Origin of the sequence: Burkholderia arboris (genome assembly GCF_038723655.1) — a bacterium.
Classification (GTDB): Bacteria; Pseudomonadota; Gammaproteobacteria; order Burkholderiales; family Burkholderiaceae; genus Burkholderia; species Burkholderia arboris.
Genome location: NZ_CP109822.1, coordinates 275,967 through 302,023, shown reverse-complemented (window position 1 = coordinate 302,023; position 26,057 = coordinate 275,967). Strand labels below are relative to the sequence as shown.

Below are 26,057 nucleotides of genomic sequence, written 5' to 3'. Positions count from 1 at the left end.
TCGCGTCAGAAGCCGGCGTAGAGCCGGCCGGGATTGAAGATCGCGTACGGGTCGAGCTGTGCCTTGAGTTGTCGATGTACGCGCATCAGCGCAGACGGCAGCGGTTGGAACGGCTCGTGGGTGGAGCCCGGCGTGAAGCAGGTCGCGTGGCCGCCCCATTGCGCGGCTAGCCGCTGCACGTCGGCCGGCGCCGCGTCGCTCGCCAGCCAGCGTTGCGCGCCGCCCCAGTCGACGAGCTGTGCACCCGGCAACGCGCCGAGCGGCGCGGCGGCCGGCACCGACACGCGCCACAGCGGACGCGGATCGTCGAAGAACGGCAGCGCGAGGTCGCGCAGCCGTGCCCAGAAGGCGTCGCCGGTGTCGTCCATCGGATCGCCGCCGATCGTGTCGCGTGCAGCCTTCACCGAGCCTTCGCCGCCTTCGATCCGCACGCGCAGCACGCCGTCCGCGTGGCACGCGCCTGCGAGCGGCAGCCCCGCGCGCCGCCACGCGGCGATGCGCTGCACGGCTTCGCTGGCGGCAAGCGGCAACGCCAGATCGCAGGTTGCGCGCGGCTTCGGCAGCACCTTCAACGACACTTCGGTCACGACGCCGAGGCAGCCGAAGCTGCCCGCGAGCAGCCGCGACACGTCGTAGCCCGCGACGTTTTTCATCACTTCGCCGCCGAAGCGCAGGTGCTTCGCGTGGCCGGTAATCACGCGGCAGCCGAGCACGAAGTCGCGCACCGCGCCGGCCCACGGGCGGCGCGGACCCGACAGCGCCGCCGCGAACATCCCGCCGACCGTTGCCGTGCCGCCGAACGACGGCGGCTCGCACGGCAGCATCTGGCCGGCCGCGTCGAGCATCGTTTCGAGATCGGCGAGCGGGGTGCCCGCGCGCGCGGTGACGACGAGTTCGGTCGGGTCGTACGACACGACCCCGCGATGCGTGCGCACGTCGAGCGTGCGGCCTTCGACAGGGCGGCCGAGGAACGCCTTCGTGCCGGCGCCGCGGATGTGCAGCGGCCGGCGGTCGTGGATTGCCGCGTCGACCTGCGCGACGAGCGCCGCGCTGTCGTCGATCGATTCGATGTCGCGTCGCATCAGAAGCGCTCCAGTTCGGGAAACGGCAGCTTGCCGTGATGGACGTGCATCGCGCCGAATTCGGCGCAGCGGTGCAGCGTCGGGATGTTCTTGCCGGGATTGAGCAGGCCCTGCGGATCGAACGCGGCCTTCACCGCATGGAAGAACGTGATTTCGTCGGCGTTGAACTGCACGCACATCTGGTTGATCTTCTCGCGCCCGACGCCATGCTCGCCGGTGATGCTGCCGCCCGCTGCGACGCACAGCTCGAGGATCCTGCCGCCGAGTGCTTCCGCGCGATCGAGTTCGCCGGGCCGGTTCGCATCGAACAGGATCAGCGGATGCATGTTGCCGTCGCCCGCGTGGAACACGTTCGCGACCGGCAGCCCGTACTCGGCGGACAGCGCCGCGATCCCTTCGAGCACGCGCGGCAGCTCGCGGCGCGGGATCGTGCCGTCCATGCAGTAGTAGTCGGGTGACATGCGGCCGACCGCGGGGAACGCGTTCTTGCGGCCGGCCCAGAAACGCTGACGCTCGGCTTCGTCGCGCGCGACGCGAATCTCGGTCGCGCCCGCGTCGCGCAGCAGCGTGGCGACGCGTTCGGCGTCGTCGTCGACGTCGCTCGCCGCGCCGTCGAGTTCGCACAGCAGGATCGCCTGCGCATCGACCGGATAGCCGGCGTGGATGAAATCCTCGGCCGCGCGGATCGCGAGGTTGTCCATCATCTCGAGGCCGCCGGGAATCACGCCCGCACCGATGATGCGCGCGACCGCGGCGCCGGCCTCGGCGACGTCGTCGAAGCTTGCCATCAGCACCTTCAGGCTCGGCGGTTTCGGCAGCAGCTTCACCGTCACTTCGGTGACGATGCCGAGCATCCCCTCGGAGCCGGTGAATAGCGCGAGCAGGTCGAAGCCCGGTGCGTCGAGCGCATCGGCACCGAGCGTGAGCGTATCGCCGTCGATCGTCAGGATCTCGACCTTCAGGATGTTGTGCACCGTGAGCCCGTATTTGAGGCAATGCACGCCGCCGGCGTTCTCGGCGACGTTGCCGCCGATCGAGCATGCGATCTGCGACGACGGATCGGGGGCGTAGTAGAGGCCGTGCGGCGCGGCCGCCTGCGAGATCGCGAGGTTGCGCACGCCGGGCTGCACGCGAGCGATGCCTGCATCGGGGTCGATATCGAGAATCCGGTTGAACTTCGCCATCACGAGCAGGATGCCTTTTTCGAGCGGCATCGCGCCGCCCGACAGCCCCGTGCCCGCGCCGCGCGCGACGACCGGCACGCGGTGCTCGGCCGCGACGCGCAGCACCGCACGCACCTGTTCGACCGTGTCCGGAAGCACGACCGCGAGCGGCACCGTGCGGTACGCGGCGAGGCCGTCGCATTCGAACGGCCTGAGCGCCTCGCGTTCATGCAGCACGTCGAGGCCGGGCGCCGCCGCGTGCAGCGCGGCGACGAGCGTGTCGCGGCTGACGGTCGTCAGCGGGCCGTCGATCCGTTCGTCGTAGATGAAACTCATTGGTCTGTCTCCACCATGCGGGCGGCTGCGCGATGCGCGACACGCCGGAAGGAGGGGATTCTTGGCGGGCCGCGCGGGCCTGTCCAGACGTCTTCGATGTGGTCATACCAGTTTTTGGAGCGGCCCTCCGTCGATAGTCGGCGAAGCTCAGGAAATCCCAATTGGAACAAGGCTTTGTGCGAAAATCTCCGCTCTCCGTCCAAAGTGGTCATACCAGTATGGAAATGCAGGATCGAGAAGGGCCGGCCCGACGCGTGGCCGACGTCGTCGCCGAACGGATCGAGAAGCTGATCGTCGACGGCGTGCTGAAGGCCGGGCAGGCGCTGCCGTCCGAGCGGCGGCTGACCGAGAAGCTCGGCGTGTCGCGCACGGCCGTGCGGGAAGGGATGAAGCTGCTGCACGCGCGCGGGATCATCGACACGACGCATGGCAAGGGCTCGTTCGTTGCGAGCCTGACCCCGCAACGCGAGATCACGCCGATGATGCATCTGCTCGGCTCGCAGCCGCGCACGCTGTACGACCTGTTCGAGGTGCGCGGGATGCTCGAGACCGAGGCCGCGCGGCTTGCCGCGCTGCGTGGCACGCCGGCCGATTTCATCCTGATCAAGCGCCGCTACGAGGAAATGACGGCGGCCGATGCGCAGGATCTCGACCCCGCCGCGCGCGCGAAGCTCGATCACGCGTTTCATCTTGCGATCTGCGAGGCGTCGCACAACCCCGTGCTCGTCAACACGCTGCAGTCGCTGACCGACCTGCTGCTCAGTTCGGTATTCGCATCGGTGAACAACCTCTATCACCGCGAACCGCTGAAGAAGCAGATCGACCGCCAGCACGCGCGGCTCTACAACGCGGTCACGGGGCGGCTGCCCGACCAGGCGCGCAAGGCCGCGAGCGAACACATCCGCCAGTGCGTCGAGTATCTGCGCGAGATCGAGCAGGAGGAACAGCGGCTCGTGCGTTCGACGTTGCGGCTCGAAGGGTGGACGTGAGCAGGCGACGGCCCGTGCGGGCGATGACGTAAATCAAGCAGAGTGCGTTGACGATGCGGCGTTTTGGTCAAATATGTCACAATGTGATGTATTGAATGTGCGGTCCGTGTTGATGTGCGCACATTCGTGCAACACGCGTCGCGTAACGTCGAGCGTGTTACGCCACCGATCCTGACAGGAGGATGCCGCATGTCGATGCCGCCGCATGGAGACGGCCCCGCCGCCCGCACCGATCCGATTCCGCAAGAAGACCGCGCCGCGTTGCTGACGACGCTCGACGAACTGCTGGAGGCCGAGCGCGCCGGTGCGCGTGTCGCTTCCGAAACGGCTGCCGAGGTCACCGGCGATCCCGAACTGCATCGGCTGATCACGCATATCCGCCAAGACGAGGCGCACTGGTGCCGCGTGCTCGTCGACGCGATTCGTTCGCTCGATGCGGTCCCGACAAGCGCGACCGGCGCGTTCTACGAGAAGGCGATGGCGATCGACGATCTGGCCGAGCGCATGGCGTTCCTGAATCGCGGCCAGCGCTGGGTCGTGCGCAAGCTGCAGACGCTGCTGCCGACGCTCGCGAATCAGGAGATTCATCACGCGCTGTCGCTGATGCTGGTCGCGCACGAGAAGAACATCGGGGCGGTGGATGTGCGATTGCGAGGGGGCGCGGGCGGGGCGTGACCGGCGCAGTAACCGCTAGAATTGCGGTTTTAGCCCGGAATACATCCATGTCCTTCGCCTCCCTTGGCCTGATCGAGCCGCTGCTGCGCAATCTGCAGGGCCTCAATTACCAGACACCTACGCCGGTGCAGGCCAAGGCGATTCCTGCCGTGCTGAGTGGCAAGGACGTCATGGCTGCGGCGCAAACCGGCACGGGCAAAACGGCCGGTTTTGCGCTGCCGCTGTTGCAACGGCTCGTGCAACACGGCCCGGCGGTGTCCAGCAATCGCGCGCGCGTGCTGGTGCTGGTGCCCACGCGGGAGCTGGCCGAACAGGTGCTTCAAAGCTTCGTCGAGTACGGCAAAGGCCTCGATCTGCGTTTCCTGGCCGCGTACGGCGGCGTGAGCATCAATCCTCAGATGATGAAGCTGCGCAAGGGCGTGGATGTGCTCGTTGCCACGCCGGGCCGTCTGCTCGACCTCAATCGCCAGAACGCGGTGCAGTTCGACCAGGTGCAGACGCTGGTGCTGGATGAAGCCGACCGCATGCTGGATCTGGGCTTCGCGCGCGAACTCAATGCCGTCTTTGCCGCGTTGCCGACGCAGCGCCAGACGCTGCTGTTCTCCGCCACGTTCACCGACGATATCCGCGCGATGGCGGCGAGCATTCTGCGCAGCCCGGTCGATATCAGCGTCAGCCCGCCCAATGTCACGGCCAGCAAGATCAAGCAATGGGTGGTGACGGTCGACAAGCGGAACAAGCCGGACCTCTTCATGCACCTGGTGGCCGAAAACAACTGGGAGCACGCGCTGGTGTTCGTCAAGACCCGCATTGGCGTGGATTACCTGGCGGCCATGCTGGATGAAGCAGGGTATGCGGTCGACACCATCCACGGCGACAAGCCGCAGCCCGCGCGCCTGCGTGCGCTGGAGCGCTTCAAGACGCGCGAAGTACAGATGCTGGTCGCCACCGATGTGGCGGCACGCGGGCTCGATATCGACGATCTGCCGCTGGTGATCAACGTCGATCTGCCGATCGTCGCGCAGGACTATGTGCACCGTATCGGCCGTACCGGCCGCGCGGGCGCCAGCGGAGTGGCGGTGTCGCTGGTGTGCGCCGATGAAGCGCCGCAACTGGCCGCGATCGAAGCGCTGATCCGGCAAACGCTGCGGCGTGAGGAAGAGCCGGGTTTCGAAGCCGAACACCGCGTGCCGGAAACGAGTGCGACGGGGCAGATTCTCAAGAAACCCAAAAAGCCGAAGAAGCGCAAAGTGCAGCAAGCGGTGCCGGTCGCCAAGCCGGTGCCCGGCAAGAAGCCGCGCCCGCAGGGCGGCGAAAGCCAGCGCAAGCCTGCGGCACAGCACGCGAAGCCGGCCGGAAACGGAACGGACTACACCATCGGCAGCCCGTTTAGCGTGCAGAAGCCGCGCAGCAAACCTGCGGGGAAGGCGGGTGCGGGCAAGCCGGCGGGCAAATCGGGTAGCCGTAGCAAAACGTCCAAGTAGCATGGCGGATCCTCTGGACAACTCCCCTTCAAAGCCCACATACAGGCGAATGTCGGCCTAGGCACCCGACTGTCCGCGCCTGCCGATGGGATCGTCCGTGCGACGATGGATGTCTGACCAAGGTGCGTTAGCAGAGGAAGATCGGCGTAAATATGGATCTGTCACATTCCGTGAACTTTAAAGATTGCCATCCAATTCGAAGTACAAGCCGTGTAGAAAGAGAACGGCTGTTAATTTGAGATAATCTCGGTTCGGAAGCCGGATTGCTGCGCTAATCTTTCGAAAATATTTGAGATTATGTATTGAGCAAATAGGGGGCTCTTTTCAGAGATAAACCACTTTCAAGTACTTGGTCGCATATATAGCTTCGCTCAATTCTGAATAGAATCGAGCGAGCGACTCATCGTCGAAATGGCTGACCGTCATCCGCGTCGCTTCCTTGGCGGTTGAACGTGAGAGACAAGGAAAGGAAATGGTTTTTCCACCCGTCGATCCCGCAAGATTGCGGGCAGCTACGCTATACGAATCGATACATCGTGGCTTGATGCAGCACGAGCGACTGCTTATGTTCCGCTCCTCGCTGGGGGCGCAAACGCTCATTCCAGTGCGCGCAAAGGGATGGTCCAGAGTCGGGCGAGGCTATCGCTGGATGGTCGACGTCGTTTCGTTACGTGACGATATCGATAACCTGGAACTCGAGCATCAGCCTGTCACGCTGTTTATTCAGCAAATCTCCAAGCCATTTGTTGAATCAGTCTATCGCCCGATTCATGGTTTCGTTCATAAATTTCACACGCTCGGGCAAGACGGAAATCTGACCGTCTACCAGGTTGAGTTCGAGTCGGCGCTTTTCTTTCTTGGCAAGGCGAGCAAGAACGATCATTGGTTCGATAGAGACTCACGGGAAATTCTCTCTGAGTTGCTGGGAGCCTATCCGCAGCTTGCCGGGCGAGTACGTTTTGTCCTGCGGGACGAGCCACGTGCGCGATCGTACACGCGGCAGAGCGAAACCGATCTGAACTTTTTCCATAGAATTCTCGAAGACGAAGGATGGTACTTTTATTTCGAGCATGCGCCAGTCCAGTATGAAGACGATCCGCGCGTATCAACACTCGTCATAGTCGACCGGCTTTCTGCCTTGCCTGATGCGAAGCCGATCGAATTTTTCAACGGTGCAATTAGTGACGAGGTAGATGGCTTCACGCAATGGGCAGTGACACAGACCGCACAAAGTCTCGCCTACGCGACAACCTCCTTCAATTACAAGAATCCGCAACAGAATTATTCGGTGCGCAGTGACTTGGGTGATAGCGCAAGCACCTATGTGATCGAAGAGCGACGTCAGCAGGTGAGGCGCAGCGTTCCATATGCGCCCATGATCATTCGTGAAGCCCTGTCGTATGCCTACCCGAACTCGGACGACGGGCGACGACGTGCATCCAATCGGACCCAGGCTTGGACTTCCGCCGCCCGGCGATACATTGGCCTCGGCGGTGTGCGATGGCTCGACGCCGGATCGCGTTTCACGCTCGAGCATCACACGCGACATATGACGGTCGATTCGAGCCTTCGGGAGTTCATGGTCGTCGAGGTCGAGTGGTTCATTGAGAACAATGTGCCGCTATCCAATCATGCCGCGACCTATCCACTGAGTCTGCAGGGCGCATTGTCCGACTTGCGCCAGGACTATGGCACGCAGTTTGGCTCACGAGCCAATCCCGTCGATGGTTTTGGCGGCATCTACTTGGTCCAAGTAGAAGCGCAGCGGACCAACATCGAGTATCGCAGTCCGTTCGAGCATGGAAAGCCGCTGATGTATGCCGAGCACGCGCTCGTGAATGGCCCGGATAATGAGGAAGCATGGGCCGACGAGCGCAATCGCATTTACGTGACCTACCCGTGGGACGAGCGCGACGGAACGAACCAGACGCAAACATCACCGCCACTGCTGGTTATGCAGGCCGACACCGGATATGGCTATGGTGGCGTTCATGTGCCGCGCAAAGACGAATGGGTCCTCGTCGACTACTTCCAGGGTGATTGTGACCGGCCGTATGTGCTCGGGCGCCTGCCGTCCCAAACGACGCTCCCGCAATGGCATACCAACGTGCTCCTCTCGGGCCTCATGTCGAATGGCTTCGGTAAGAGTGGTGCTTACAACGCGTTCGTACACGACGATGCGACCCATCAAGGGGCTACGCGACTGACCACCTACACGGGTAGGGTCGGGAACAGCTACAGCCTGTACCACCAAGGGGTTCTGATCGACCATGCGGGCAATAACAACGCTCGGGGCCGATACCTTGGAAAAGGAGCTTTGCTGCATACGGATGATTATCTCGGTATGCGGGCGAATCGTGGTGCATATATAGGAACGCACGCGAAGGCGCACAACGATGATCAGCTTGACGTCAAGGAAGCGCAGGGTCAATTGATTAGCGCCGAAAGCATCGTTGAGGCGCTGTCGAACGTCGGCACGCAGCACCACGCGGACAGCTTGAAGGAGAGCCACGCTTCGCTCAAGCAGTTCACGGACGCTACCCAGCAGTCGGAAACGCCGGAAGCTGGCGGGGGTCGTACTGCAGGGGGCGGGACTGGCAGTGCGAACGCGTTCAAGAAGGCGATTCTGCTACTCGCTAGTCCGTTCGGCATCGGCACGTCTACGCAAGACTCCCTGCACATGACTGCGGATCGCCATATCAATTTGGTCAGCGGCCAGAACACGCACATCGGATCTGCTGGAGCATTCATCGTTAATGCCGCCAAGGCGGTCGGCATGTTCTCGCAGACGGCGATCAGGTTGTTCACGAAGGGGCCCGTGCAGATCCAGTCACATGACGCAAATATCGAGGTGATCGCTAAAGCGGTCCTCAAACTGCTGGCACAAGGCGACATCGAGATCGCCGCTGGTGGAAAGCTGGTGATTACTGCGGGTGGCGCATCAATCACTCTTGAAGGCGGCAATATCCGCGGGCATGCGCCCGGAACTGTCGAGTTCAAGGGAGCGAAGCATTCGTTTAGCGGGCCGGCCGGTATGCGCTATTCCATCCCGCCGCTTCCCGTCAGCACGTTGCCGCAAAACCTGACCCACGAATATACGCAGACTTTCGACGTATCTTCGGTCATCGCGAATCTTGGCGTCGGGAAAGCGCTTCATGCGCAGACATATCGCATCTATCTGCCGGACGGAACACTTCAGCAGCAGGGCGGGCTACTCGATGGTGAAACGGCAACCATCCACACACCTACGTCAACGAAAGTGAAGTGCGAGATCGGTGGCGGCGACTGGCACGCGATTGAAGATGCTTACGACCATGAAGAAGCAGTCGACGACGCGAGCGAAGACCAGGTCGATGAGCAGCAGGAAACTTGACCGATTCAACTTCTTATATCAGCGAAATCGATAGGGAGAATAAGTGTCGAAAGCACAACCCGCCGACGCACCGGCACTGAAGGTTAAGACTCAACCAGCTGCATTCGTGGTGGTAACCGTGCTTTTTCGCGACGTGTTGAAAAAGCCTATCGAAGGCCTGTCCGTCCAGTTGACGGCTGGCAAAAACGCGCCGCCGGCCCCCGCGTGGGAAACAGGCCCCGATCCAACGATCATCCACGAGGATTCTGCAATACAGAGCAATGCGTCAACTGCGACGCCCGCTTCCGGTGCCGCGGCCTTACCTGCAGCGGTATCCAGCTCGGCGGCGGCGCCTGCACAAACGCCACCGAATAGCAAAGCCGAACCGACCGCTCCGCGCTCGCCGCCCATTTCGGACAACAAGACGGAGGCGACCACCGACAAGGATGGCTTTGCGGTGACGATCACAAATGCGGCTCGCAACCAACCGATAGATGTGTTCGTCAAGAATCGTCGTGGGGAGTTTGCCTGGAAAGCCCAAATTGTCCCCAAGAAGGATATCAGCGCGTTCACCATCGTCAGTCCCGAATATCACTTGGAGTCGACTACACAACTCACCCCAAAGGACGAGTTTGAGCAAAATCTAAATCTTCCGGTTGTGAAAGAGGGCGAGGTCATGACAATCGAGAGATTGATCAAGGAATTTGGTCAATACATTGCATGGACGCAAAAAGTCACCGAGCAAGGCCGGGTAAAAAAAGATTTTCCCAAGAAAAACAAGGAAGTCACTGTCGATCCAAAATCACGCAAGAAGAAAACCAAGATTGTAATTGAACACCACTATAAGGTGGTGAACACTGGTGAGCCGCGCACCGTAGCATTCAGCATTTTTGGTTCGAGGCTGAGTTACCCAAAGCCAGAGTTTTTTTCGGATGTGCAGTATCAGCGCATGGCTAGTGAACTTAACGTAGAAGTCGCCGCCATTAAGGCGCTGGTTCAACAGGAATCTCAAGGCCATCCATTTTTGGAAAATGGACTCCCTCCCATACTGTATGAACGACGACACTTCTTTGATCTATCCGTAAAGAAGCGCGACAAGGAGGCGGAGGAGAGGGAAAGGGGGGCGGAAAAGGAAGCGGCAGAATCGAAGAGCGCAAAAGCGACTGGCGCTGCCAGGAAGAAAGTGCATTCGCCAAAAAGAAAGGATTTTCCTGAAAATCCTTATCCAAAATTCCCTGATCTCTGCTTCCCAAACGGAGATCAATATGGTGGAGACGGCCTGAATCAATATGAAAAGCTGATTCGTGCTGCGGCTCTTGATTTTGATATCGCCATACAATCATGCTCTTGGGGAGGTTTTCAAATTCTGGGGGAATACTATTCATCGTGTGGGTGTTCGACGCCGACGGAGTTTGCCAATAAATTTATATCTGGAACGGATGGGCAGATGGAAATATTTATCGCTTTCATGAAAAAAGAGAAGCGTGCTGGTGTTAGCGGATTGAGGGAGCACAAATGGGAGCAGGTTGCGACTTCATACAATGGTAGGCACTGGCGCACGAAGAATCCTCACTACGCTGAAAATCTCAAAAAATTCTATGAGCAGTTCAAGTAAATTCATTGTGCTTTTATTGGTTGCATCGATTTCGCGTTTGTCCTTTGCTGGTGATGCGATTTTGTTCAATGATCCCAGTTTAATTGGATTTCGCAATGGGAGTGCTGTATCAGGTTTTTATGATTCGAGGAATGCAAAATTTTCTTGCAGTTTTTTGTTTGTAGAGGACGGTGGTGGGTCAAGTGGTGTAAATGTTGAGGATTATATTGATACACCGTTACTTACCTTCGTTTTGGGTGGGTTATCCCCGGAATTTCAGAATAGAAATAAAGTGTTCGATATCAAAGGGATTTTGTATCGACGCGACAGTGAGTGGGTTATACAGACTGAGATTGGTCAGGCTGGGTGTGAAAATGCAACAGGAGTATTCACATTTGGACCAAAAGACTTTAGATCAACTACTTATCATGTGGTTCGAGAGGTTCCAGCCATCGGAATTCGCATTGTGAAGGGTAAAGCGGCTTTTTATGATAATCGCGACGGAAAGTTTGTGGCACGGAAATCATATCTTGTAGAGGGAGATGGTGTGATTGTAATGAAAAATCAAGGTGATTTTTCATACATTCGTTACGTAGGTACTGGGCCGAAGTTCGATGGGCGCGTTACCTTTGGGTGGGTGCATGCGAGGGATTTGGTGGATCCTTTCCCTCCGAAATAAGATATTAATAATCCTTTATCGAGGCATCAGGTCCTGCGTTGATCGATGCTGCTTGATAAATGGGGTGGGTCGCAATTTTACGCACTAGGGCACGAGCGGTATTGTCGGGCCAGGCGGGTCCGAGAACGCCTCTGCGACGTATCAAGCGAATAAAAATGCCGAAAAAATCGCTCGAACTTTGCCCCGGAAAATCTGCGCGAATCAGGAGTCCGTTGTATCAAGTTTCAGCTGGTCAGGATAATATTATGAAATTTTATGGATTATTTGGATAAGAATCTGTTGTTTGCGACGGCGTTGACAAAGTCTGGCTCGGTATTTTCCGGGAGCGTGGTTCTGTTTCGGCGGCCACACTTGATTGCGTTTGTGAATTCTAATCGTGTGGCTGGGGTTTATTCAAAAAATTAGTGAAACTGGATCTTGCTATTTTTTGTTTTATGGTGTGCTTGATAAGAAATATCCTGAAAAAGCGGATTACTATACCTTTTGGATCAACGCTTTTCTTGGTGGAGATGGGTCGCTCTATTTTAAAGATCGAGACGAAAATTACAACATCGATGGATGTTTATACAGAAAATATGAGGAGTGGGTTATTAAAACGGTGAGCCGTTAGGCTGGTTGCAGTGCACAAGGCATCTTCTCCGCTGACCCGCCGGATGTTTCGTCGAAGGAATTTTAATTTCAAGTGAAATTCAAAAATTAGGTATTCGATTGGTCACGAAAAATCATATTTGCCTGATATAAAAGGCGCTAAATTCATAGTCATAAATTCTTGCCTTGTAAGTGGTGATGCCGTCATTTTTTTAAAAGTGCGCGGTGAGTTTTCATATATCCGCTACGTCAATATGGGGCCGAATTTTGATGGTCGTATTACGTTTGGTTGTTTGCGCTCAAAGGATTTGGTTGATCCATTTCCCCGGGGAGCGCAATAAGATCGACGCCGAAAGCTGTTCATTGAACCTCTTGCGTGGTCCGCAGGCGGCGGATTCGAATCATGGTCTTGCGTTGATCTGGGGGCCAGTTACAGGGTCGTGGATTGCAACCGATGGCTTGGGGCGTTGTGGTTGAGTGCTTATCCGATGCGGCAGGCCTGCACATTGTGACTGTTGAATTGGGTCTGTGGCGAAAGTTTGCATCGCGGCGCCTAGCAACATCCACCCAACCTCGAAAAAATGAAAAAAGCCCGCCGAAGCGGGCAACCTCACGATGCGGAGGGGGAGATACGAAAACGCGTTCGGTGCACGCTCAGCCTTTCGTCGCGCCGAACGTGAGCCCCGCGACGAAATGTTTCTGCATCGCGAAGAACATCGCGACCGACGGCAGCGCGGCAAGAATCGATCCGGCCGACACGAGATTCCACGACGTCGTCCATTGCCCCTTCAGCGCCGCGACGCCGGCCGTGATCGGCGCGGCCTCGTCGCCCTGCGTGAGACACAGCGCCCAGAAGTAATCGTTCCACACGAACGTGAACACCAAAATCGCCAGCGCAGCCAGCGCGGGCCGAATCAGCGGCAACACGATCCGCCAGAACACCGTCCATTCCCCCGCGCCTTCGATGCGCGCGGCCTCGATCAGCTCGAACGGCAACTGCTTGATGAAGTTGCGCAGGAACAGCGTGCAGAACCCGGTCTGAAACGCGACATGAAACAGGATCAGCGCTTCGACGGTATTGAACACACCGAGCCTCAACGACAGGTCACGCACCGGAATCATCAGCACCTGCACCGGCACGAAGTTGCCGGCGACGAACGTGCCGAACAGCGCGGTACTGCCGCGAAACCGGTAGGTCGCGAGCGCGAAGCCGGCCATCGCCGCGAGCGCGATCGAGCCGATCACGGACGGCACCGTGATCTGCACGCTGTTCCAGAAGTAATGCAGCATCGGCGACGTCGTCAGCGCGTCGCGATAGTTCTCGATCATCGCGAAGTGGCGCGGCCAGCCCCAGTAGTGGCCTTCGACGAGTTCCTCGGTCGAGCGCACCGACGTGACGAACACAGCGATCATCGGCAGCAGCCAGATCAGCAGCGCGACGGGCAGCGACAGCTTGTACAGCCGGCGCGAGACGGGCTTCCATCGGGCAACGGGTGTCGGAAACATGATGAGCCTCCCCGGGGTCACTGCTCGTTGCGCAGCATGCGGCGCAACTGGAACACGATGTAGACGAGCATGATCGCGAACAGCACGACCGCGATCGACGCGGAATAGCCGAGCCGGTAATACTTGATTGCCTGGTCGTACATGTAATACGCGAGCACGGTCGAACTCTCGAACGGCCCGCCGCTCGTCATCACCGAGATCAGGTCGAAGCTGCGCAGCGCACCGATCACCGTGACGACGATCGCCATGAACGTGGTCGGCCGCAGCTGCGGCAGCACGACGTGCCACAGCAGTGCGAAGCCGCGCGCGCCTTCCATCCGCGCGGCCTCGATCTGTTCCGGGTTGACCGACGTGAGGCCGGTCAGGTACAGGATCATGCAGTACGCGGTCTGCGGCCACAGCGCGGCGAACACGACGCCGAGCGTCGCATAGCGCGCGTCGCCGAGCACCGGGATGCCGTGCCCCGCGATCAGCGCGAGCAGCCCGAAGGTCGGATCGTAGAACCACGAGAAGATCAGGCCGACGACCACGCCGGACAGCACGAACGGCGCGAAGAACAGCGACTTCACGAGCCGGATGCCGCCGACCGCCTGGTTCAGGTACAGCGCGAGCGCGAGGCCGAGCGGCGGCGCGAGCATGAAGAGCGCGAGCCAGATCACGTTGTTGCGCAGCGCGGTGTAGAACGTCGGCGCCTGCAGCAGCTCGGCGTAGTTCGCGAGCCCGACGAAGGTGCGCTCGGTCATCCCGTCCCAGTTGTACAGGCTCAGCCACAGCGTCGACAGGATCGGCCAGATCACATAGACGGCAACCATCGCGCAGGCCGGCGCGAGAAACAGCCACGCGGCGCGCTGTTGCCGCCGCACGGCGGGCGACGGGCGGCGCGCGGGCAACGCAGCGGCGGATGTCCCGCGCGGCGGCGGCGCGGCGCCGGCGGGCGGGGTGGACGTGATCGGACTGGACACGGCAAGCCTCCTGAACGGACACGGCGGCGCGCGGCCGCCGGTTGGGTCACGCGGTCACTTCTTGTAGATCCGCTTGCGGGTCTGTTCGAGCTGCGCGAGCACCGTATCGAGCTGCGCGGGATTCGCGAGGAACTGCTGCATGCCCTTCATCCCTTCGTCGGCCATTTCCTTCGTCATGTCGCGGTCGTAGAACTGCGCGACGCCTCCCTTCGTGTCGGCAAGGATGCGGAAGCCGATGCGCGAAATCGGATCGGCCGGCTCGGGCGACTTGCTGTTGGCCGACAGCGAGCCGAGGCCTTCCGCGAGCTTCGCGCCCATCTCGGGCGTTTCGACGAACGCGAGGAACGTGTGCGCGTCGGCCTTGTTCTTCGCCTTCGTCGGGATGTGCAGCGACTCGACCGGGCCGTCCTCGGCGGTCGGCACCTTGGGGTCGATGATCGGGAACCGGTAGTAGCCCATTTCCTGCTTCACGCTCGGCGGAAAGCCGGCCGCGATGAAGGTGCCCATCAGCATCATCGCGGCCTTGCCCTGGAACAGGAACGGCTGCGCGCCGTCGAGATCGTAGGACAGCGCGTTGTCGATGAAGTAGCCGGCATCGATCAGCGATTTCCAAGTCGTGTAGACCTTCTTCACGCGCGGGTCGGTGTACGGCACGTCGCCGGCCATCAATTGCTGGTGGAACGCGTTGCCGTTCAGGCGCAGGTCGAGATAGTCGAACCAGCCGGCGAGTGTCCACGCGTCGCGGCCGCCGATCGCGATCGGCGTGATGCCGGCCGCTTTCAGTTTCTTGCACGCGTCCAGAAACTGGTCCCAGGTCTTCGGCTCGTCGGCGATGCCGACCTTGCGGAACAGGTCCTTGCGGTAGAACAGCCCCCACGAGTAGTAGACGGTCGGCGCCGCGTACTGCTTGCCGTTGTACGACGATGCGTCGCGCGTCGACGCATACATCGCGCCCCAGCCGTTTTTCGTCCAGTCGCCGCTCAGGTCTTCGAACAGCCCGCGCTTCGCGTAGTACGCCATCCGCTCACCCGCGTGCCAGTTCACGACGTCCGGCGCGACGGTCGTGAGCCACGCGGGGAGCTGCACCTTGTACGCTTCCTCGTCGACGAAGGTTGCCTTCACGTCGATGTCGGGGTGCGCCTTGCGAAAGGCGTCGAGCGTCGATTGCCAGACCGCGCGCTGGCTCGCGCCCTTGAACGCGATGTTGATCGTCAGCGTGCCGGCATCGGCGGGCGCCGTCATGCCGAGCGACGCGAAGGCGACGGCGGCGGCCGTGGCGAGCCGGGCGGCGGCGCGAAGGGGGCGATGTGTCATGCGTGTCTCCAGTCCTGTGTGTCGTTGTGCGTGACCGGCGCGGCGTGGCGCCGGTGGCGGGATGCTACGAACGGCTTCGATACACGGCCACGTCCCGCGGCCCGACTTGCGCGGCGCCGAGCACGAATGCCGACGGCGGCACTGCGTCGATCGTGTGCGGTGCGTTGCCGTAGTTGAAAACGTAGGTCAGGCCGCCGCGACGGCTCACGCGCACGCCGTCGCCGAGCGGCGCCGGCGCGAGGCCCGCTTCGGCCGCGACGTCGGCGAACAGCTTCGTGGTGGTCGCATCGTCGAACAGCGCAGCCCAGTAGTGCAGCACGCCATGCGATACGCAGGCCGGATGACCGTCGGCGAAACGGGCGCGCACGACGCTGCGCGTGTCGTCGCGCAGCTCGACGAAGTCGCGCCAGTGGCGCGCATCGCCCGCGAGCGGCGAACCGTCGCGCAGCGTGCCGTCGATCCGCTCGGTCACGTTCGGCCGCAGCGACTCGACGCGCCACACGCGCACCGGCAGGATCGACGCGAGCGGGCCGGGCGGCAGCGTCGGCGGAATCTGCAAGTCGACGGTCTTCGAACCGGTACGCGGCCCGAACACCGCATGCGCGCCCGATGCGGCGAGCCGTGCCGCGAAATCGTCGGGCACGACGGGCAGCGGCGGCACGACGACGAGGCGGTAGCCGTCGAGCGGCGCGTTCGCCGAAACGATGTCGACGTCGAGGCCGAGCGCGCGCAGCGCCGAGTAGTACTCGAATGCGAAGCGCGGGTAGTGGAAATCGGCGCCCTGCGGCTGCACTTCGAACAGCCACTTCGCTTCGTAGTCGAAGACCAGCGCGACCGGTGCGCGCACCGGGCCGTCCGCATCCGCATCCTTGCCGGCGTCGTGCACGGCCGCGATCTCGCGTGCGACGCGCTGCGCCTCGCGGCCGCCTTCATCGAGCTTGTCGTCGGGCGTGTGCAGGCCGGCATGCATCTGTTCCTGCGCGAACGGCGCCTGCCGCCAGCGGAAGTACGACACGCAGCCGGCGCCGTGCGCGAACGCTTCCCAGCTCCACAGACGCACCATGCCCGGCAGCGGCGCGGGGTTCCACTGCGCCCAGTTCACGGGCCCCGGCTGTTGTTCCATCACCCAGAACGGCAGCTTCGACATGCCGCGATAGAGGTCGTGATTGAACGACGCGAAATCGGGATGGCCGGTGCGCAGCCAACGCGCTTTCACGTCGGGCGCGAACCATTGCTCCTCGAGCGCGCCGAGCGGGTAGCTGTCCCACGTCGCGATGTCGAGGTCGCGGGCGACCTCGTAGTGGTCGAACTCGGTGAACAGCTGCATGAAGTTGTGCGCGACAGGCCGGCCCGGCGAGTGCGCGCGGATCACGTCGACCTGCATCCGGTGATAGCGCGCAACTTCGTCGGACGCGAAGCGCCGGTAGTCGAGGCGATGCGACGGATGCGCTTCGGTTACGGTGCCGACGGGCGCGTCGACTTCGTCGAAATGGCGATACTCCATGCTCCAGAACACGGTGCCCCACGCGCGGTTCAGCGCGTCGATCGTGCCGTAGCGTGCCTTCAGCCATGCACGGAAGCGTACGAGCGCGGCCGGCGAGTAGCTGACGACGGTCTGATGGCAGCCGAGTTCGTTGTCGGTCTGCCAGTAGCGCACGGCCGGGTGGCGGCCGTAGCGTTCGGCGACCGCCGTGCAGATCTGGCGCGACGCTTCGAGATAGGTCGGCGACGAGAAGTCGTAGTGGCGGCGCGAGCCGAATGCGCGCGGCCGTCCGTCCGCGCCGATCGCGAGGATGTCGGGATGGCGGTCGACCAGCCACTTCGGCGGCGTCGCGGTCGGCGTGCACATCACGATCTCGAGGCCGGCCGCGCCGAGCACGTCGATCGCGCGGTCGAGCCAGCCCCAGTCGTATTCGCCCGGCGACGGCTCGATGCGGCTCCACGCGAATTCGGCGATCCGCACCTGCTCGATGCCGAGCGCTTTCATTCGGCGGGCGTCATCGGCCCACATCGATTCCGGCCAGTGTTCCGGGTAGTAGCAGACTCCGAGGCGCATGCCGATCCTTATGCGTAGTGGTGGACGTGGACGTCGGCGCACGCGGGCACCGCGCGGCCGTCTTCGGTGAAGAGACGGCAGGCCACGGCCGGCGCATGCACGTGCGCGCGCTCGCCGGTGCGCACCTGCGCGTCGCCGGGGACCTTCGCGATCAGCGGCGCGCCGCCGGGCCCGTCGAGGTGCACGTAGGTTTGTTCGCCGAGGCGTTCGACGAGCGCGACGTCGCGTGCGAGCGTCGTTGCGTCGGGTGCGGCGCCGAGCGTCAGGTGTTCGGGGCGAATGCCGAGCGTCACGGCGGTGCCGGCGCCGAGGGCCGAGCCGTCGCGCGGCAGCGTGAAGGTTTCGCCGGACGGCACGAGCGTGACGGTCGTGCGATGTGCGTCGCACGCAGCGACGACGGCCGGCAGGAAGTTCATTCGCGGCGAGCCGATGAAGCCCGCGACGAAGCGGCTGGCGGGGTGGTGGTAGAGGTCGAGCGGCGCACCGACCTGCGCGATGCTGCCGTGCTGCGCGGTGTCCGCGCCCGCGTGCAGCAGCACGATCTTGTCGGCGAGCGTCATCGCCTCGGTCTGGTCGTGCGTCACGTAGACGACGCTCGCGCGTTCGAACTGCCGGTGCAGCCGCGCGATCTCGATGCGGGTCTGGCCGCGCAGCGCCGCGTCGAGATTCGACAGCGGTTCATCGAAGAGGAACACGCCGGGCTCGCGCACGATCGCCCGGCCGATCGCGACGCGCTGCCGCTGGCCGCCCGACAACGCTTTCGGCTTGCGCTCGAGCAGCGTGTCGAGTTGCAGGATACGCGCGGCGTCGCGCACCTTCCGGTCGATCTCGGCTTTCGGCACACGGGCGAGCTTCAGCCCGAACGCCATGTTCTCGTACACCGTCATGTGCGGAAACAGTGCGTAGCTCTGGAACACCATCGCGACGCCGCGCTCGGCGGCCGGCACGTCGTCGATCCGGCGGCCGTCGATCGACAGCTCTCCCGCGCTCAGGTCCTCGAGGCCGGCAATCATGCGCAGCAACGTCGATTTCCCGCATCCGGATGGTCCGAGGAACACGCAGAACTCATGCGCGCCGATCTCCAGATCGACGTCGCGAATGACCGGCGCGTGATCGCCATAGGCTTTCTGCACGCGTCGCATCGAGATGCTCGCCATTGTCTCCGCTCCATGTTTTAATACGCCGTACTGCATGATTAAGCGCTTAATCACCGCGATCAAAAAAAGAGGCGATGCGATCGCGGCCGAGTCGCGCCCGTTCGACGGGCGGCAAGGTGTGCGGCGATAGTGCGCCGCTTCGGTGAGCGAAGCAAATACTGGATCGACGTCTCATATAGTGAGCATACGATGGCAACCCTGGATGAAGTGGCGCGTCGCGCGGGCGTGACGGCCGCAACGGTGTCGAACGTGCTGCGCGGCCGCGGCAGGGTGGGCGACGCGACGCGGGCGCGCGTGCTGGAAGCGGTCGAGGCGCTCGGGTACCGGCCGCATCTCGCCGCGCGGGCACTGGCGGAAGGGCGCGCACCGACGGTCGCGCTGATGGTGTCGAGCATCGCGAACCCGTTCTATCCGGAGTTCGCGCTGGCGGTCGAGCGGGCGGTGCGCCGCAACGGACAGTTCCTGATCGTCTGCAATACGAATGAAGATCCGTTGCAGGGGCGCGCGTATCTCGACCAGATCGCCGGCACGATCTCCGAAGGGATACTCGTGACCAACGCGAACCTGCATCTGCCGGATCTGCTCGACGTCGCGCGACGCGGCGTGCCGGTCGTGCTGTGCCTGTGGGAGCGGCCCGAGGCGCCGCCGGACGGGTTGCCGTGCGTGGCGATCGATTTCCGTGAGGCGGGACGGATCGCGACGCGGCATCTGCTCGAACTGGGTCACGAGAAGATCGGCGTGATCGTCGGCGGCGCAGCGAGCGGCGTGCAAGCGGCGCGCTACGACGGCTTCGTTGACGTGATGCGCGAGGCCGGGCTTGACGCGTCGATCGTCGCGGCCGAGCGCGATTCGATCGAAGGCGGCGTGCGCGCGGCGGGGCGGCTGCTCGATGCGCATCCGCGGTTGACCGCGCTGGTTGCGACCAATGACCTGCCGGCGATCGGCGCCATGCACGCAGCGGCCGATCGCGGCAGGCGCGTACCCGATGATCTGTCGATCGTCGGCCTGACCGACATTCATCTGGCGAGCGACACACGCCCGACGCTGACGACCGTCGCGATCCCGACCGCCGAAGCGGCCGGCCTCGCGGTCGAACTGCTCAATACGTTGCGCGAGGCGGGCGCGCAGAGCGACGCGGCGTCGCGCGTGCGTGTCGCATCGTTGCCGAAACTGAGGGTGCGCGGGACGACCGGGCCGGTACCGCGCGCGGTATAACGGCGTGCGCGCGAGCCGGGCTCACCCGCCTTCGACGAGCCGCATCACGATGTTTCTCGCCGACTCCAGATGCGCGACCGTCATCGAGCGAGCCGCACGCGCATTGCGTTCGCGGCACGCTTGCAGAATCTCTTCGTGTTCGACCTGGAACGACGGCGTATCGGCGAGCAGGGTGGTTTGCAGGCGCTCGTAACGTTCGACCTGACTGCGCAGTTCGGCAATCGACCGCAACTGCCGCGCATTGCCGCAACACGCGTAAAGCAACGCGTGGAATTCGCGATTCAGTTCTCCCTGCCTGCGCGGCACGGCCGCATCGCCGAGCAGGCGATGCACGAGTTCGGCGCGCGCGAGCGTCTCGTCGTCGAGCCGCTTCACGCTCCGGTAGATCGCGTCGCCTTCGAGCAGCACGCGCAGGTCGTAGATTTCCTGTACGTCCGATGCGCTCAGCATCCGCACGACGGCGCCGCGATTCCTGAAGATATCCAGCAATCCCTCGCGTTCCAGCCGCTGGATCGCTTCGCGCATCGGAATCCGGCTGATGCCGAACCGCTCGGCCAGATCGCGCTCGACGAGCCGTTCGCCAGCCGCCAGCTCGCCGTTGATGATCATGTCGCGCAGCGACGCGGCGATGGCGTCTGCCGTAGAGTCGAGTTTGGCTTCCATGCCTGCATGTTCCGTCAATTTGGAATAATGGTATACCAAACGGCAATCCAGTGCCACAATGACGGCCACAGGCGGGTGCTGCAAAACGGCATCCGGCACGGTCGAAGCAACCGACATCAATGGAGAGCGAGATGGCAGCAGGCGAACACAAGTATCGCGTCGCAGTGGAGTGGACGGGCAATCGCGGCACCGGCACGTCGGGATATCGCGAGTACGGCCGCGATCATGTGATCCGCGCGGGTTCGAAGCCGGATATTCCTGGTTCGTCGGACGCGGCGTTTCGCGGCGATGCATCACGCTGGAATCCGGAAGACTTGTTGCTCGCGTCGGCATCGGCGTGCCACAAGCTCTGGTATCTGCACCTGTGTTCCGATGCCGGCATCCGCGTGGTGTCCTATGTCGACCACGCGGAAGGCACGATGCTCGACAGCGCACAGGAAGGCCGCTTCACCGAAATCGTGCTGCGTCCGCACGTGACCATTCAGGCCGGCGGCGATCGCGAAAAGGCGGCGCATCTGCATCACGATGCGCATGCGAAATGCTATATCGCGAACTCGGTCAACTTCCCGATCCGCTGCGAACCCGTGATCGAGTTCGCCGTCGCCTGACGCCGCCAGCCGCCAAACGAAATCGACGATGAAGCTTTTCTACTACCCCGGCAATGCGAGCATGGCGCCGCACTTCGTGCTCGAGGAAATCGGCAAGCCGTTCGAGCTGGCGTATGTCGACCGCACGCACGACCAGCACAAGTCGCCGGACTATCTCGCGCTGAATCCGAACGGACTCATCCCGGTGCTGGTCGACGGCGATCTCGTGCTGTACGAAACCGCCGCGATCTGTCTGCATCTCGCCGATACGCATCCGGAGCGGCGGCTTGCGCCCGGCCTCGGTACACCGGCGCGCGCGCAGTGCTACAAGTGGCTCATGTGGCTCACCAACACGCTGCAGGCAACGCTGATCGCGTATTTCTATCCGGAACGCTGGGTCGATGCGGGCAATGCGTCGGGCGCCGCGCAGGTCAACGCGCATGCGGAGGCAAAGATCGCGACGCTGCTGGATCAACTCGAGCATCAGCTGGAAACGGGCGGCGGGCCGTGGCTGCTTGGTGAGCACTACACGGTGCTCGATCCGTACGCGCTGATGCTGTGCCGCTGGACGCGCGGCTTTGCCGCGCCGGCACGGCAGCGGCCGGTACTCGGCGGTTATTTGCAGCGGGTGCTTGCGCGCCCGGCGATCCAGCGGGCGTTGAAGACGGAAGGGCTCGCAGCGCCCTGGGTGTAACGCGCGGCAGGAGCCGCATGCGCGTCACGCGGCGCGCGTGCATGCCGGGCGATACGGGCGATACGGGCATCCCGGCAACCGATCCGCCGCAGCGTCGTCACAGCGAGACGCCGTAAACCTCCCGCGCCGCCACGCGAATTGCATCGGCCATCACCGCGACGGCTGGCGAATGCAGCCGGTCGGTGCGCGTGATGATCCCGAAATCGTCCATCCGGCAATCCATCTCCAGCGGCAGCACCGTGACGATCCCGTGCCGCGCGTAATAGCGCGCGACGTCCTCGGCCAGCACCGCGATCATGTCGCTCTGTTCGAGCAGTTGCGTGATGAACAGCAGCGCCGCCGTTTCGACGAGGTTGGCGGGCGGCGCGAGGCTCGCACGCTGGAACACGAGCTCGAAACGATGCCGCAGCACGCTGCCGGCCGGCGGCACGACCCACGCGGCGCGCTGCACGTCCGCGAGCGACAGCGGCGCCTGCGCGAGCAGCGGGTGGCCGGTTCGCACGACGGCGGCCACCGGCTCGCCGGTCAGCGGCTCGTAGCGCAGGCGCAGCTTGTCGTGTTCGGCAGAGAGCCGGCCGAGCACGATATCGATCTTCTCCTGCGCGAGATGTTCGAGCAGCACGTTGCTGGTGTCGATCTCGACCGACACGTGCAGGCCCGCGTGCGTGCCCTTCACCGCGGCAACGGCCGGCGGCACGAGCCGCAGCCCCGGCGACGTGATCGCGCCCACCGCCACGTGGCCGAGATGGCCGGCCTTCAGCGCGGCCAGTTCCTCATGCGCCTGGTCGAGACTGCCGAGCGCCATGCGCGCGTGGCGGATCAGCGCGTCGCCGTACAGCGTCGGCCGCATCCCGCGCGGCAGGCGCTCGAACAGCACCGCGCCGATCGATTCCTCAAGTTCGCGCAGCAGCTTCGACGCGGCCGGCTGCGTCATGCTCAGCGCGGCCGCCGCGCGATGGATGCTGCCTTCGTCGGCGAGCGCGACGACCAGCAGGAGCTGGCGTGTCTTCAGGCGGCCACGGTTTCCCCACGGGCTGGCTTCGGGCATCGTACGGGTTTATATCGATATCGGAATCGATATCGTAATCGCCAAAAACGTCATTAGCCAGTTATCAAAATTCTGCCTAGACTGCGCCGGTATCCCGTCACCCGAGGACAGACGATGTCGGCAACAAAACCGAGGCTGCGCTCCGCCCAATGGTTCGGCACGAACGACAAGAACGGCTTCATGTACCGGAGCTGGATGAAGAACCAGGGCATCCCCGATCACGCGTTCGACGGCCGGCCGATCATCGGCGTCTGCAACACGTGGTCCGAACTGACGCCATGCAATGCGCACTTCCGCAAGCTCGCCGAGCACGTGAAGCGCGGGATCTCCGAGGCGGGCGGCTTCCCGGTCGAATTCCCGGTGTTCTCGAACGGCGAATCGAACCTGCGGCCGTCGGCGATGCTCACGCGCAACCTCGCGTCGATGGACGTCGAGGAAGCGATCCGCGGCAACCCGGTCGACGCCGTCGTGCTGCTCGCCGGCTGTGACAAGACGACGCCTGCGCTGCTGATGGGGGCGGCGAGCTGCGACGTGCCGGCGATCGTCGTGTCGGGCGGCCCGATGCTGAACGGCAAGCTGGAAGGCAAGAACATCGGGTCGGGCACGGCCGTGTGGCAGCTGCACGAAGCGCTGAAGGCCGGCGAGATCGATCTTCATCACTTCCTGTCGGCCGAAGCCGGGATGTCGCGCTCGGCCGGCACCTGCAACACGATGGGCACCGCGTCGACGATGGCGTGCATGGCCGAGGCGCTCGGCGTCGCGCTGCCGCACAACGCGGCGATTCCGGCCGTCGATTCGCGTCGCTACGTGCTCGCGCACATGTCGGGCATCCGCATCGTCGAGATGGCGCTCGACGGGCTCGTGCTGTCGAAGATCCTGACGCGCGCGGCGTTCGAGAACGCGATCCGCACGAATGCGGCGATCGGCGGGTCGACGAATGCGGTGATTCACCTGAAGGCGATCGCGGGCCGCATCGGCGTGCCGCTCGAACTGGAAGACTGGATGCGGATCGGCCGCGCGACCCCGACGATCGTCGACCTGATGCCGTCGGGGCGCTTCCTGATGGAAGAGTTCTATTACGCGGGCGGGCTGCCGGCCGTGCTGCGCCGCCTCGGCGAAGGTGGGCTGCTGCCGCACCCGGCGGCGCTGACGGTGAACGGCAAGTCGCTGTGGGACAACGTGCGCGAAGCGCCGAACTACGACGACGAGGTGATCCGCCCGCTCGACCGGCCGCTGATCGCGGATGGCGGCATCTGCATCCTGCGCGGCAACCTCGCGCCGCGCGGCGCGGTGCTGAAACCGTCGGCGGCGAGCCCCGAACTGCTCAAGCATCGCGGCCGCGCGGTCGTGTTCGAGAACCTCGACCACTACAAGGCGACGATCAACGACGAGGCGCTCGAGGTCGACGCCAGCTCGGTGCTCGTGCTGAAGAACTGCGGGCCGCGCGGCTATCCGGGCATGGCCGAGGTCGGCAACATGGGGCTGCCGCCGAAGCTGTTGCGCCAGGGCGTGAAGGACATGGTGCGGATTTCGGATGCGCGGATGAGCGGCACCGCGTACGGCACGGTCGTGCTGCACGTCGCGCCCGAGGCCGCTGCCGGCGGCCCGCTCGCGGCCGTACGCAACGGCGACTGGATCGAACTCGACTGCGAGGCCGGCACGCTGCATCTCGACATTACGGATGACGAACTGCAGCGCCGCCTGTCGGACGTCGATCCGGCCGCGGCACCGGGGGTGGCCGGCCAGATCGGCAAGGGCGGTTACGCGCGGCTGTACATCGATCACGTGCTGCAGGCCGACGAGGGGTGCGACCTCGACTTCCTGGTCGGCACGCGCGGCGCGGACGTGCCGAGCCATTCGCATTGAGCGGCGCGCGGCGCGAGGTGCGCCGCAGCCGGTCGCGGGCGCCCGGCCCGCACGACGTGAAACCGTGAACGCATGACGGCCGGCCGTGACCGGGGCCGAAGCAGGACGCGAACCATGACATCGAGCAGCACGCCGCGTTATCGCGGCATCTTCCCCGTCGTTCCGACGACGTTTGCCGACACCGGTGAGCTCGACCTCGCGAGCCAGAAGCGCGCGGTCGATTTCATGATCGACGCGGGCTCGGACGGGCTGTGCATCCTCGCGAATTTCTCCGAGCAGTTCGCGATCGCCGACGATGAGCGCGACGTGCTCACGCGCACGATCCTCGAGCACGTCGCGGGCCGCGTGCCGGTGATCGTCACGACGTCGCATTACAGCACGCAGGTGTGCGCGGCGCGCAGCCTGCGCGCGCAGCAGCTCGGCGCGGCGATGGTGATGGCGATGCCGCCTTACCACGGCGCGACGTTCCGCGTGCCGGAAGCGCAGATCTTCGACTTCTATGCGCGCGTATCCGACGCGATCTCGATCCCGATCATGATCCAGGACGCGCCCGCGAGCGGCACCGCGCTGTCCGCACCGTGTCTCGCGCGGATGGCGCGCGAGATCGAGCAGGTCGCGTACTTCAAGATCGAGACGCCAGGCGCCGCGAACAAGCTGCGCGAGCTGATCCGGCTCGGCGGCGACGCGATCGAGGGGCCGTGGGACGGCGAGGAGGCGATCACGCTGCTCGCCGATCTCCATGCGGGCGCGACCGGCGCGATGACGGGCGGCGCGTATCCGGACGGCATCCGGCCGATCCTCGACGCGTGGCGCGCAGGGCGCCACGACGATGCGTACGCGCGCTACCAGGCGTGGCTGCCGCTGATCAATCACGAGAACCGCCAGTCCGGGATCCTCACCGCGAAGGCGCTGATGCGCGCAGGCGGCGTGATCGCGTGCGAGCGGCCGCGGCATCCGATGCCGGAACTGCACCCGGACACGCGCGCGGAGCTGCTCGCGATCGCGCGCCGGCTCGATCCGCTCGTGCTGCGCTGGGCGCACTGAGCG

General features: G+C 63.4%; 20 protein-coding genes and 1 pseudogene. 12 read left to right on the top strand and 9 right to left on the bottom strand.

Going from position 1 to position 26,057, the window contains the following annotated elements; translation table 11 throughout:
* Nucleotides 1-5: 5 nt before the first annotated feature.
* Both glcE and glcD read right to left on the bottom strand, forming a co-directional pair.
* A complete protein-coding gene (gene glcE, locus OHZ10_RS18520; RefSeq protein ID WP_342705514.1) occupies nt 6-1,082 on the bottom strand; it encodes a glycolate oxidase subunit GlcE in 1,077 nt (358 codons plus the stop codon).
* Entirely contained in the window at nt 1,082-2,581 is a 1,500-nt protein-coding gene (glcD, locus tag OHZ10_RS18515) for a glycolate oxidase subunit GlcD (RefSeq protein ID WP_342705513.1), read from the bottom strand. Before glcD ends, glcE begins: the two co-directional genes overlap by 1 nt.
* Nucleotides 2,582-2,799: 218 nt before the next feature.
* Between glcD and glcC the strand changes: the two genes are divergently transcribed.
* From glcC to OHZ10_RS18480, 7 genes and pseudogenes are all read left to right on the top strand, one after another.
* The gene (glcC, locus tag OHZ10_RS18510; protein ID WP_059238354.1) at nt 2,800-3,570 is read left to right on the top strand and encodes a transcriptional regulator GlcC; all 771 of its coding nucleotides are present in this window, start codon (nt 2,800-2,802) and stop codon (nt 3,568-3,570) included.
* Nucleotides 3,571-3,822: 252 nt separating this feature from the next.
* Nucleotides 3,823-4,245 (top strand): annotated as a pseudogene (locus tag OHZ10_RS18505) (DUF6306 domain-containing protein); the annotation flags it as partial.
* A gap of 47 nt (nt 4,246-4,292) precedes the next feature.
* Nucleotides 4,293-5,729, top strand: a complete 1,437-nt coding sequence (locus tag OHZ10_RS18500) for a DEAD/DEAH box helicase (RefSeq protein WP_342705512.1) — start codon at nt 4,293-4,295, stop codon at nt 5,727-5,729.
* Nucleotides 5,730-6,294: 565 nt separating this feature from the next.
* On the top strand, nt 6,295-9,102 hold the full coding sequence (locus OHZ10_RS18495; RefSeq protein WP_256087027.1) for a type VI secretion system Vgr family protein: 2,808 nt from the start codon (nt 6,295-6,297) through the stop codon (nt 9,100-9,102).
* Nucleotides 9,103-9,145: 43 nt separating this feature from the next.
* Complete coding sequence (locus OHZ10_RS18490; protein WP_342705511.1) at nt 9,146-10,696, top strand: N-acetylmuramidase domain-containing protein; 1,551 nt, start codon at nt 9,146-9,148, stop codon at nt 10,694-10,696.
* Entirely contained in the window at nt 10,680-11,354 is a 675-nt protein-coding gene (locus OHZ10_RS18485; RefSeq protein ID WP_342705510.1) for a hypothetical protein, read from the top strand. Before OHZ10_RS18490 ends, OHZ10_RS18485 begins: the two co-directional genes overlap by 17 nt.
* Before the next feature lie 376 nt (nt 11,355-11,730).
* A complete protein-coding gene (locus OHZ10_RS18480; RefSeq protein ID WP_342705509.1) occupies nt 11,731-11,964 on the top strand; it encodes a hypothetical protein in 234 nt (77 codons plus the stop codon).
* A gap of 632 nt (nt 11,965-12,596) precedes the next feature.
* Here the strand turns inward: OHZ10_RS18480 and OHZ10_RS18475 are convergent.
* The 5 genes from OHZ10_RS18475 to OHZ10_RS18455 form a co-directional block, all read right to left on the bottom strand.
* A complete protein-coding gene (locus OHZ10_RS18475) occupies nt 12,597-13,448 on the bottom strand; it encodes a carbohydrate ABC transporter permease (protein WP_174991704.1) in 852 nt (283 codons plus the stop codon).
* A 17-nt stretch (nt 13,449-13,465) separates the two neighbouring features.
* On the bottom strand, nt 13,466-14,410 hold the full coding sequence (locus OHZ10_RS18470) for a carbohydrate ABC transporter permease (protein ID WP_174991703.1): 945 nt from the start codon (nt 14,408-14,410) through the stop codon (nt 13,466-13,468).
* A gap of 54 nt (nt 14,411-14,464) precedes the next feature.
* Nucleotides 14,465-15,724 (bottom strand): ABC transporter substrate-binding protein, encoded by a 1,260-nt coding sequence (locus tag OHZ10_RS18465; RefSeq protein WP_174991702.1) that lies wholly within the window; start codon nt 15,722-15,724, stop codon nt 14,465-14,467.
* 64 nt (nt 15,725-15,788) lie between these two features.
* Nucleotides 15,789-17,780 carry a beta-galactosidase gene (locus OHZ10_RS18460; RefSeq protein ID WP_342705508.1) on the bottom strand — a complete coding sequence of 664 codons (1,992 nt, stop codon included), beginning with the start codon at nt 17,778-17,780 and terminating at the stop codon, nt 15,789-15,791.
* Nucleotides 17,781-17,788: 8 nt separating this feature from the next.
* Complete coding sequence (locus OHZ10_RS18455) at nt 17,789-18,937, bottom strand: sn-glycerol-3-phosphate ABC transporter ATP-binding protein UgpC (RefSeq protein WP_342705507.1); 1,149 nt, start codon at nt 18,935-18,937, stop codon at nt 17,789-17,791.
* A 189-nt stretch (nt 18,938-19,126) separates the two neighbouring features.
* Here OHZ10_RS18455 and OHZ10_RS18450 point away from each other — a divergent pair, with 189 nt between their 5' ends.
* Nucleotides 19,127-20,152: a LacI family DNA-binding transcriptional regulator gene (locus tag OHZ10_RS18450; RefSeq protein ID WP_256087033.1), complete on the top strand. Its 1,026-nt coding sequence runs from the start codon at nt 19,127-19,129 to the stop codon at nt 20,150-20,152.
* Between the two features lie 21 nt (nt 20,153-20,173).
* On the opposite strand, the gene OHZ10_RS18445 is transcribed toward OHZ10_RS18450, so the two are convergent.
* The gene (locus OHZ10_RS18445) at nt 20,174-20,815 is read right to left on the bottom strand and encodes a GntR family transcriptional regulator (protein WP_174991698.1); all 642 of its coding nucleotides are present in this window, start codon (nt 20,813-20,815) and stop codon (nt 20,174-20,176) included.
* 131 nt (nt 20,816-20,946) lie between these two features.
* Here OHZ10_RS18445 and OHZ10_RS18440 point away from each other — a divergent pair, with 131 nt between their 5' ends.
* Nucleotides 20,947-21,423 carry an OsmC family protein gene (locus OHZ10_RS18440; protein WP_342705506.1) on the top strand — a complete coding sequence of 159 codons (477 nt, stop codon included), beginning with the start codon at nt 20,947-20,949 and terminating at the stop codon, nt 21,421-21,423.
* 28 nt (nt 21,424-21,451) lie between these two features.
* Nucleotides 21,452-22,096 (top strand): glutathione S-transferase family protein, encoded by a 645-nt coding sequence (locus tag OHZ10_RS18435; protein ID WP_340625561.1) that lies wholly within the window; start codon nt 21,452-21,454, stop codon nt 22,094-22,096.
* A gap of 97 nt (nt 22,097-22,193) precedes the next feature.
* On the opposite strand, the gene OHZ10_RS18430 is transcribed toward OHZ10_RS18435, so the two are convergent.
* Nucleotides 22,194-23,144 (bottom strand): LysR substrate-binding domain-containing protein, encoded by a 951-nt coding sequence (locus OHZ10_RS18430; RefSeq protein WP_256087034.1) that lies wholly within the window; start codon nt 23,142-23,144, stop codon nt 22,194-22,196.
* Between the two features lie 114 nt (nt 23,145-23,258).
* On the opposite strand from OHZ10_RS18430, the gene OHZ10_RS18425 reads away from it, so the two are divergent.
* Both OHZ10_RS18425 and OHZ10_RS18420 read left to right on the top strand, forming a co-directional pair.
* Complete coding sequence (locus OHZ10_RS18425) at nt 23,259-25,010, top strand: IlvD/Edd family dehydratase (protein ID WP_342705505.1); 1,752 nt, start codon at nt 23,259-23,261, stop codon at nt 25,008-25,010.
* Between the two features lie 114 nt (nt 25,011-25,124).
* Nucleotides 25,125-26,054: a dihydrodipicolinate synthase family protein gene (locus OHZ10_RS18420; RefSeq protein WP_256087036.1), complete on the top strand. Its 930-nt coding sequence runs from the start codon at nt 25,125-25,127 to the stop codon at nt 26,052-26,054.
* Nucleotides 26,055-26,057: the final 3 nt, after the last annotated feature.

Bases quoted from the DNA above. Each gene is read 5' to 3' on its own strand.
- glcE (WP_342705514.1), bottom strand. From the start codon at position 1,082: ATGCGACGCGACATCGAATCGATCGACGACAGCGCGGCGCTCGTCGCG.
- glcD (WP_342705513.1), bottom strand. From the start codon at position 2,581: ATGAGTTTCATCTACGACGAACGGATCGACGGCCCGCTGACGACCGTC.
- glcC (WP_059238354.1), top strand. From the start codon at position 2,800: ATGGAAATGCAGGATCGAGAAGGGCCGGCCCGACGCGTGGCCGACGTC.
- OHZ10_RS18500 (WP_342705512.1), top strand. From the start codon at position 4,293: ATGTCCTTCGCCTCCCTTGGCCTGATCGAGCCGCTGCTGCGCAATCTG.
- OHZ10_RS18495 (WP_256087027.1), top strand. From the start codon at position 6,295: ATGTTCCGCTCCTCGCTGGGGGCGCAAACGCTCATTCCAGTGCGCGCA.
- OHZ10_RS18485 (WP_342705510.1), top strand. From the start codon at position 10,680: ATGAGCAGTTCAAGTAAATTCATTGTGCTTTTATTGGTTGCATCGATT.
- OHZ10_RS18475 (WP_174991704.1), bottom strand. From the start codon at position 13,448: ATGTTTCCGACACCCGTTGCCCGATGGAAGCCCGTCTCGCGCCGGCTG.
- OHZ10_RS18465 (WP_174991702.1), bottom strand. From the start codon at position 15,724: ATGACACATCGCCCCCTTCGCGCCGCCGCCCGGCTCGCCACGGCCGCC.
- OHZ10_RS18460 (WP_342705508.1), bottom strand. From the start codon at position 17,780: ATGCGCCTCGGAGTCTGCTACTACCCGGAACACTGGCCGGAATCGATG.
- OHZ10_RS18455 (WP_342705507.1), bottom strand. From the start codon at position 18,937: ATGGCGAGCATCTCGATGCGACGCGTGCAGAAAGCCTATGGCGATCAC.
- OHZ10_RS18450 (WP_256087033.1), top strand. From the start codon at position 19,127: ATGGCAACCCTGGATGAAGTGGCGCGTCGCGCGGGCGTGACGGCCGCA.
- OHZ10_RS18445 (WP_174991698.1), bottom strand. From the start codon at position 20,815: ATGGAAGCCAAACTCGACTCTACGGCAGACGCCATCGCCGCGTCGCTG.
- OHZ10_RS18440 (WP_342705506.1), top strand. From the start codon at position 20,947: ATGGCAGCAGGCGAACACAAGTATCGCGTCGCAGTGGAGTGGACGGGC.
- OHZ10_RS18435 (WP_340625561.1), top strand. From the start codon at position 21,452: ATGAAGCTTTTCTACTACCCCGGCAATGCGAGCATGGCGCCGCACTTC.
- OHZ10_RS18430 (WP_256087034.1), bottom strand. From the start codon at position 23,144: ATGCCCGAAGCCAGCCCGTGGGGAAACCGTGGCCGCCTGAAGACACGC.
- OHZ10_RS18425 (WP_342705505.1), top strand. From the start codon at position 23,259: ATGTCGGCAACAAAACCGAGGCTGCGCTCCGCCCAATGGTTCGGCACG.
- OHZ10_RS18420 (WP_256087036.1), top strand. From the start codon at position 25,125: ATGACATCGAGCAGCACGCCGCGTTATCGCGGCATCTTCCCCGTCGTT.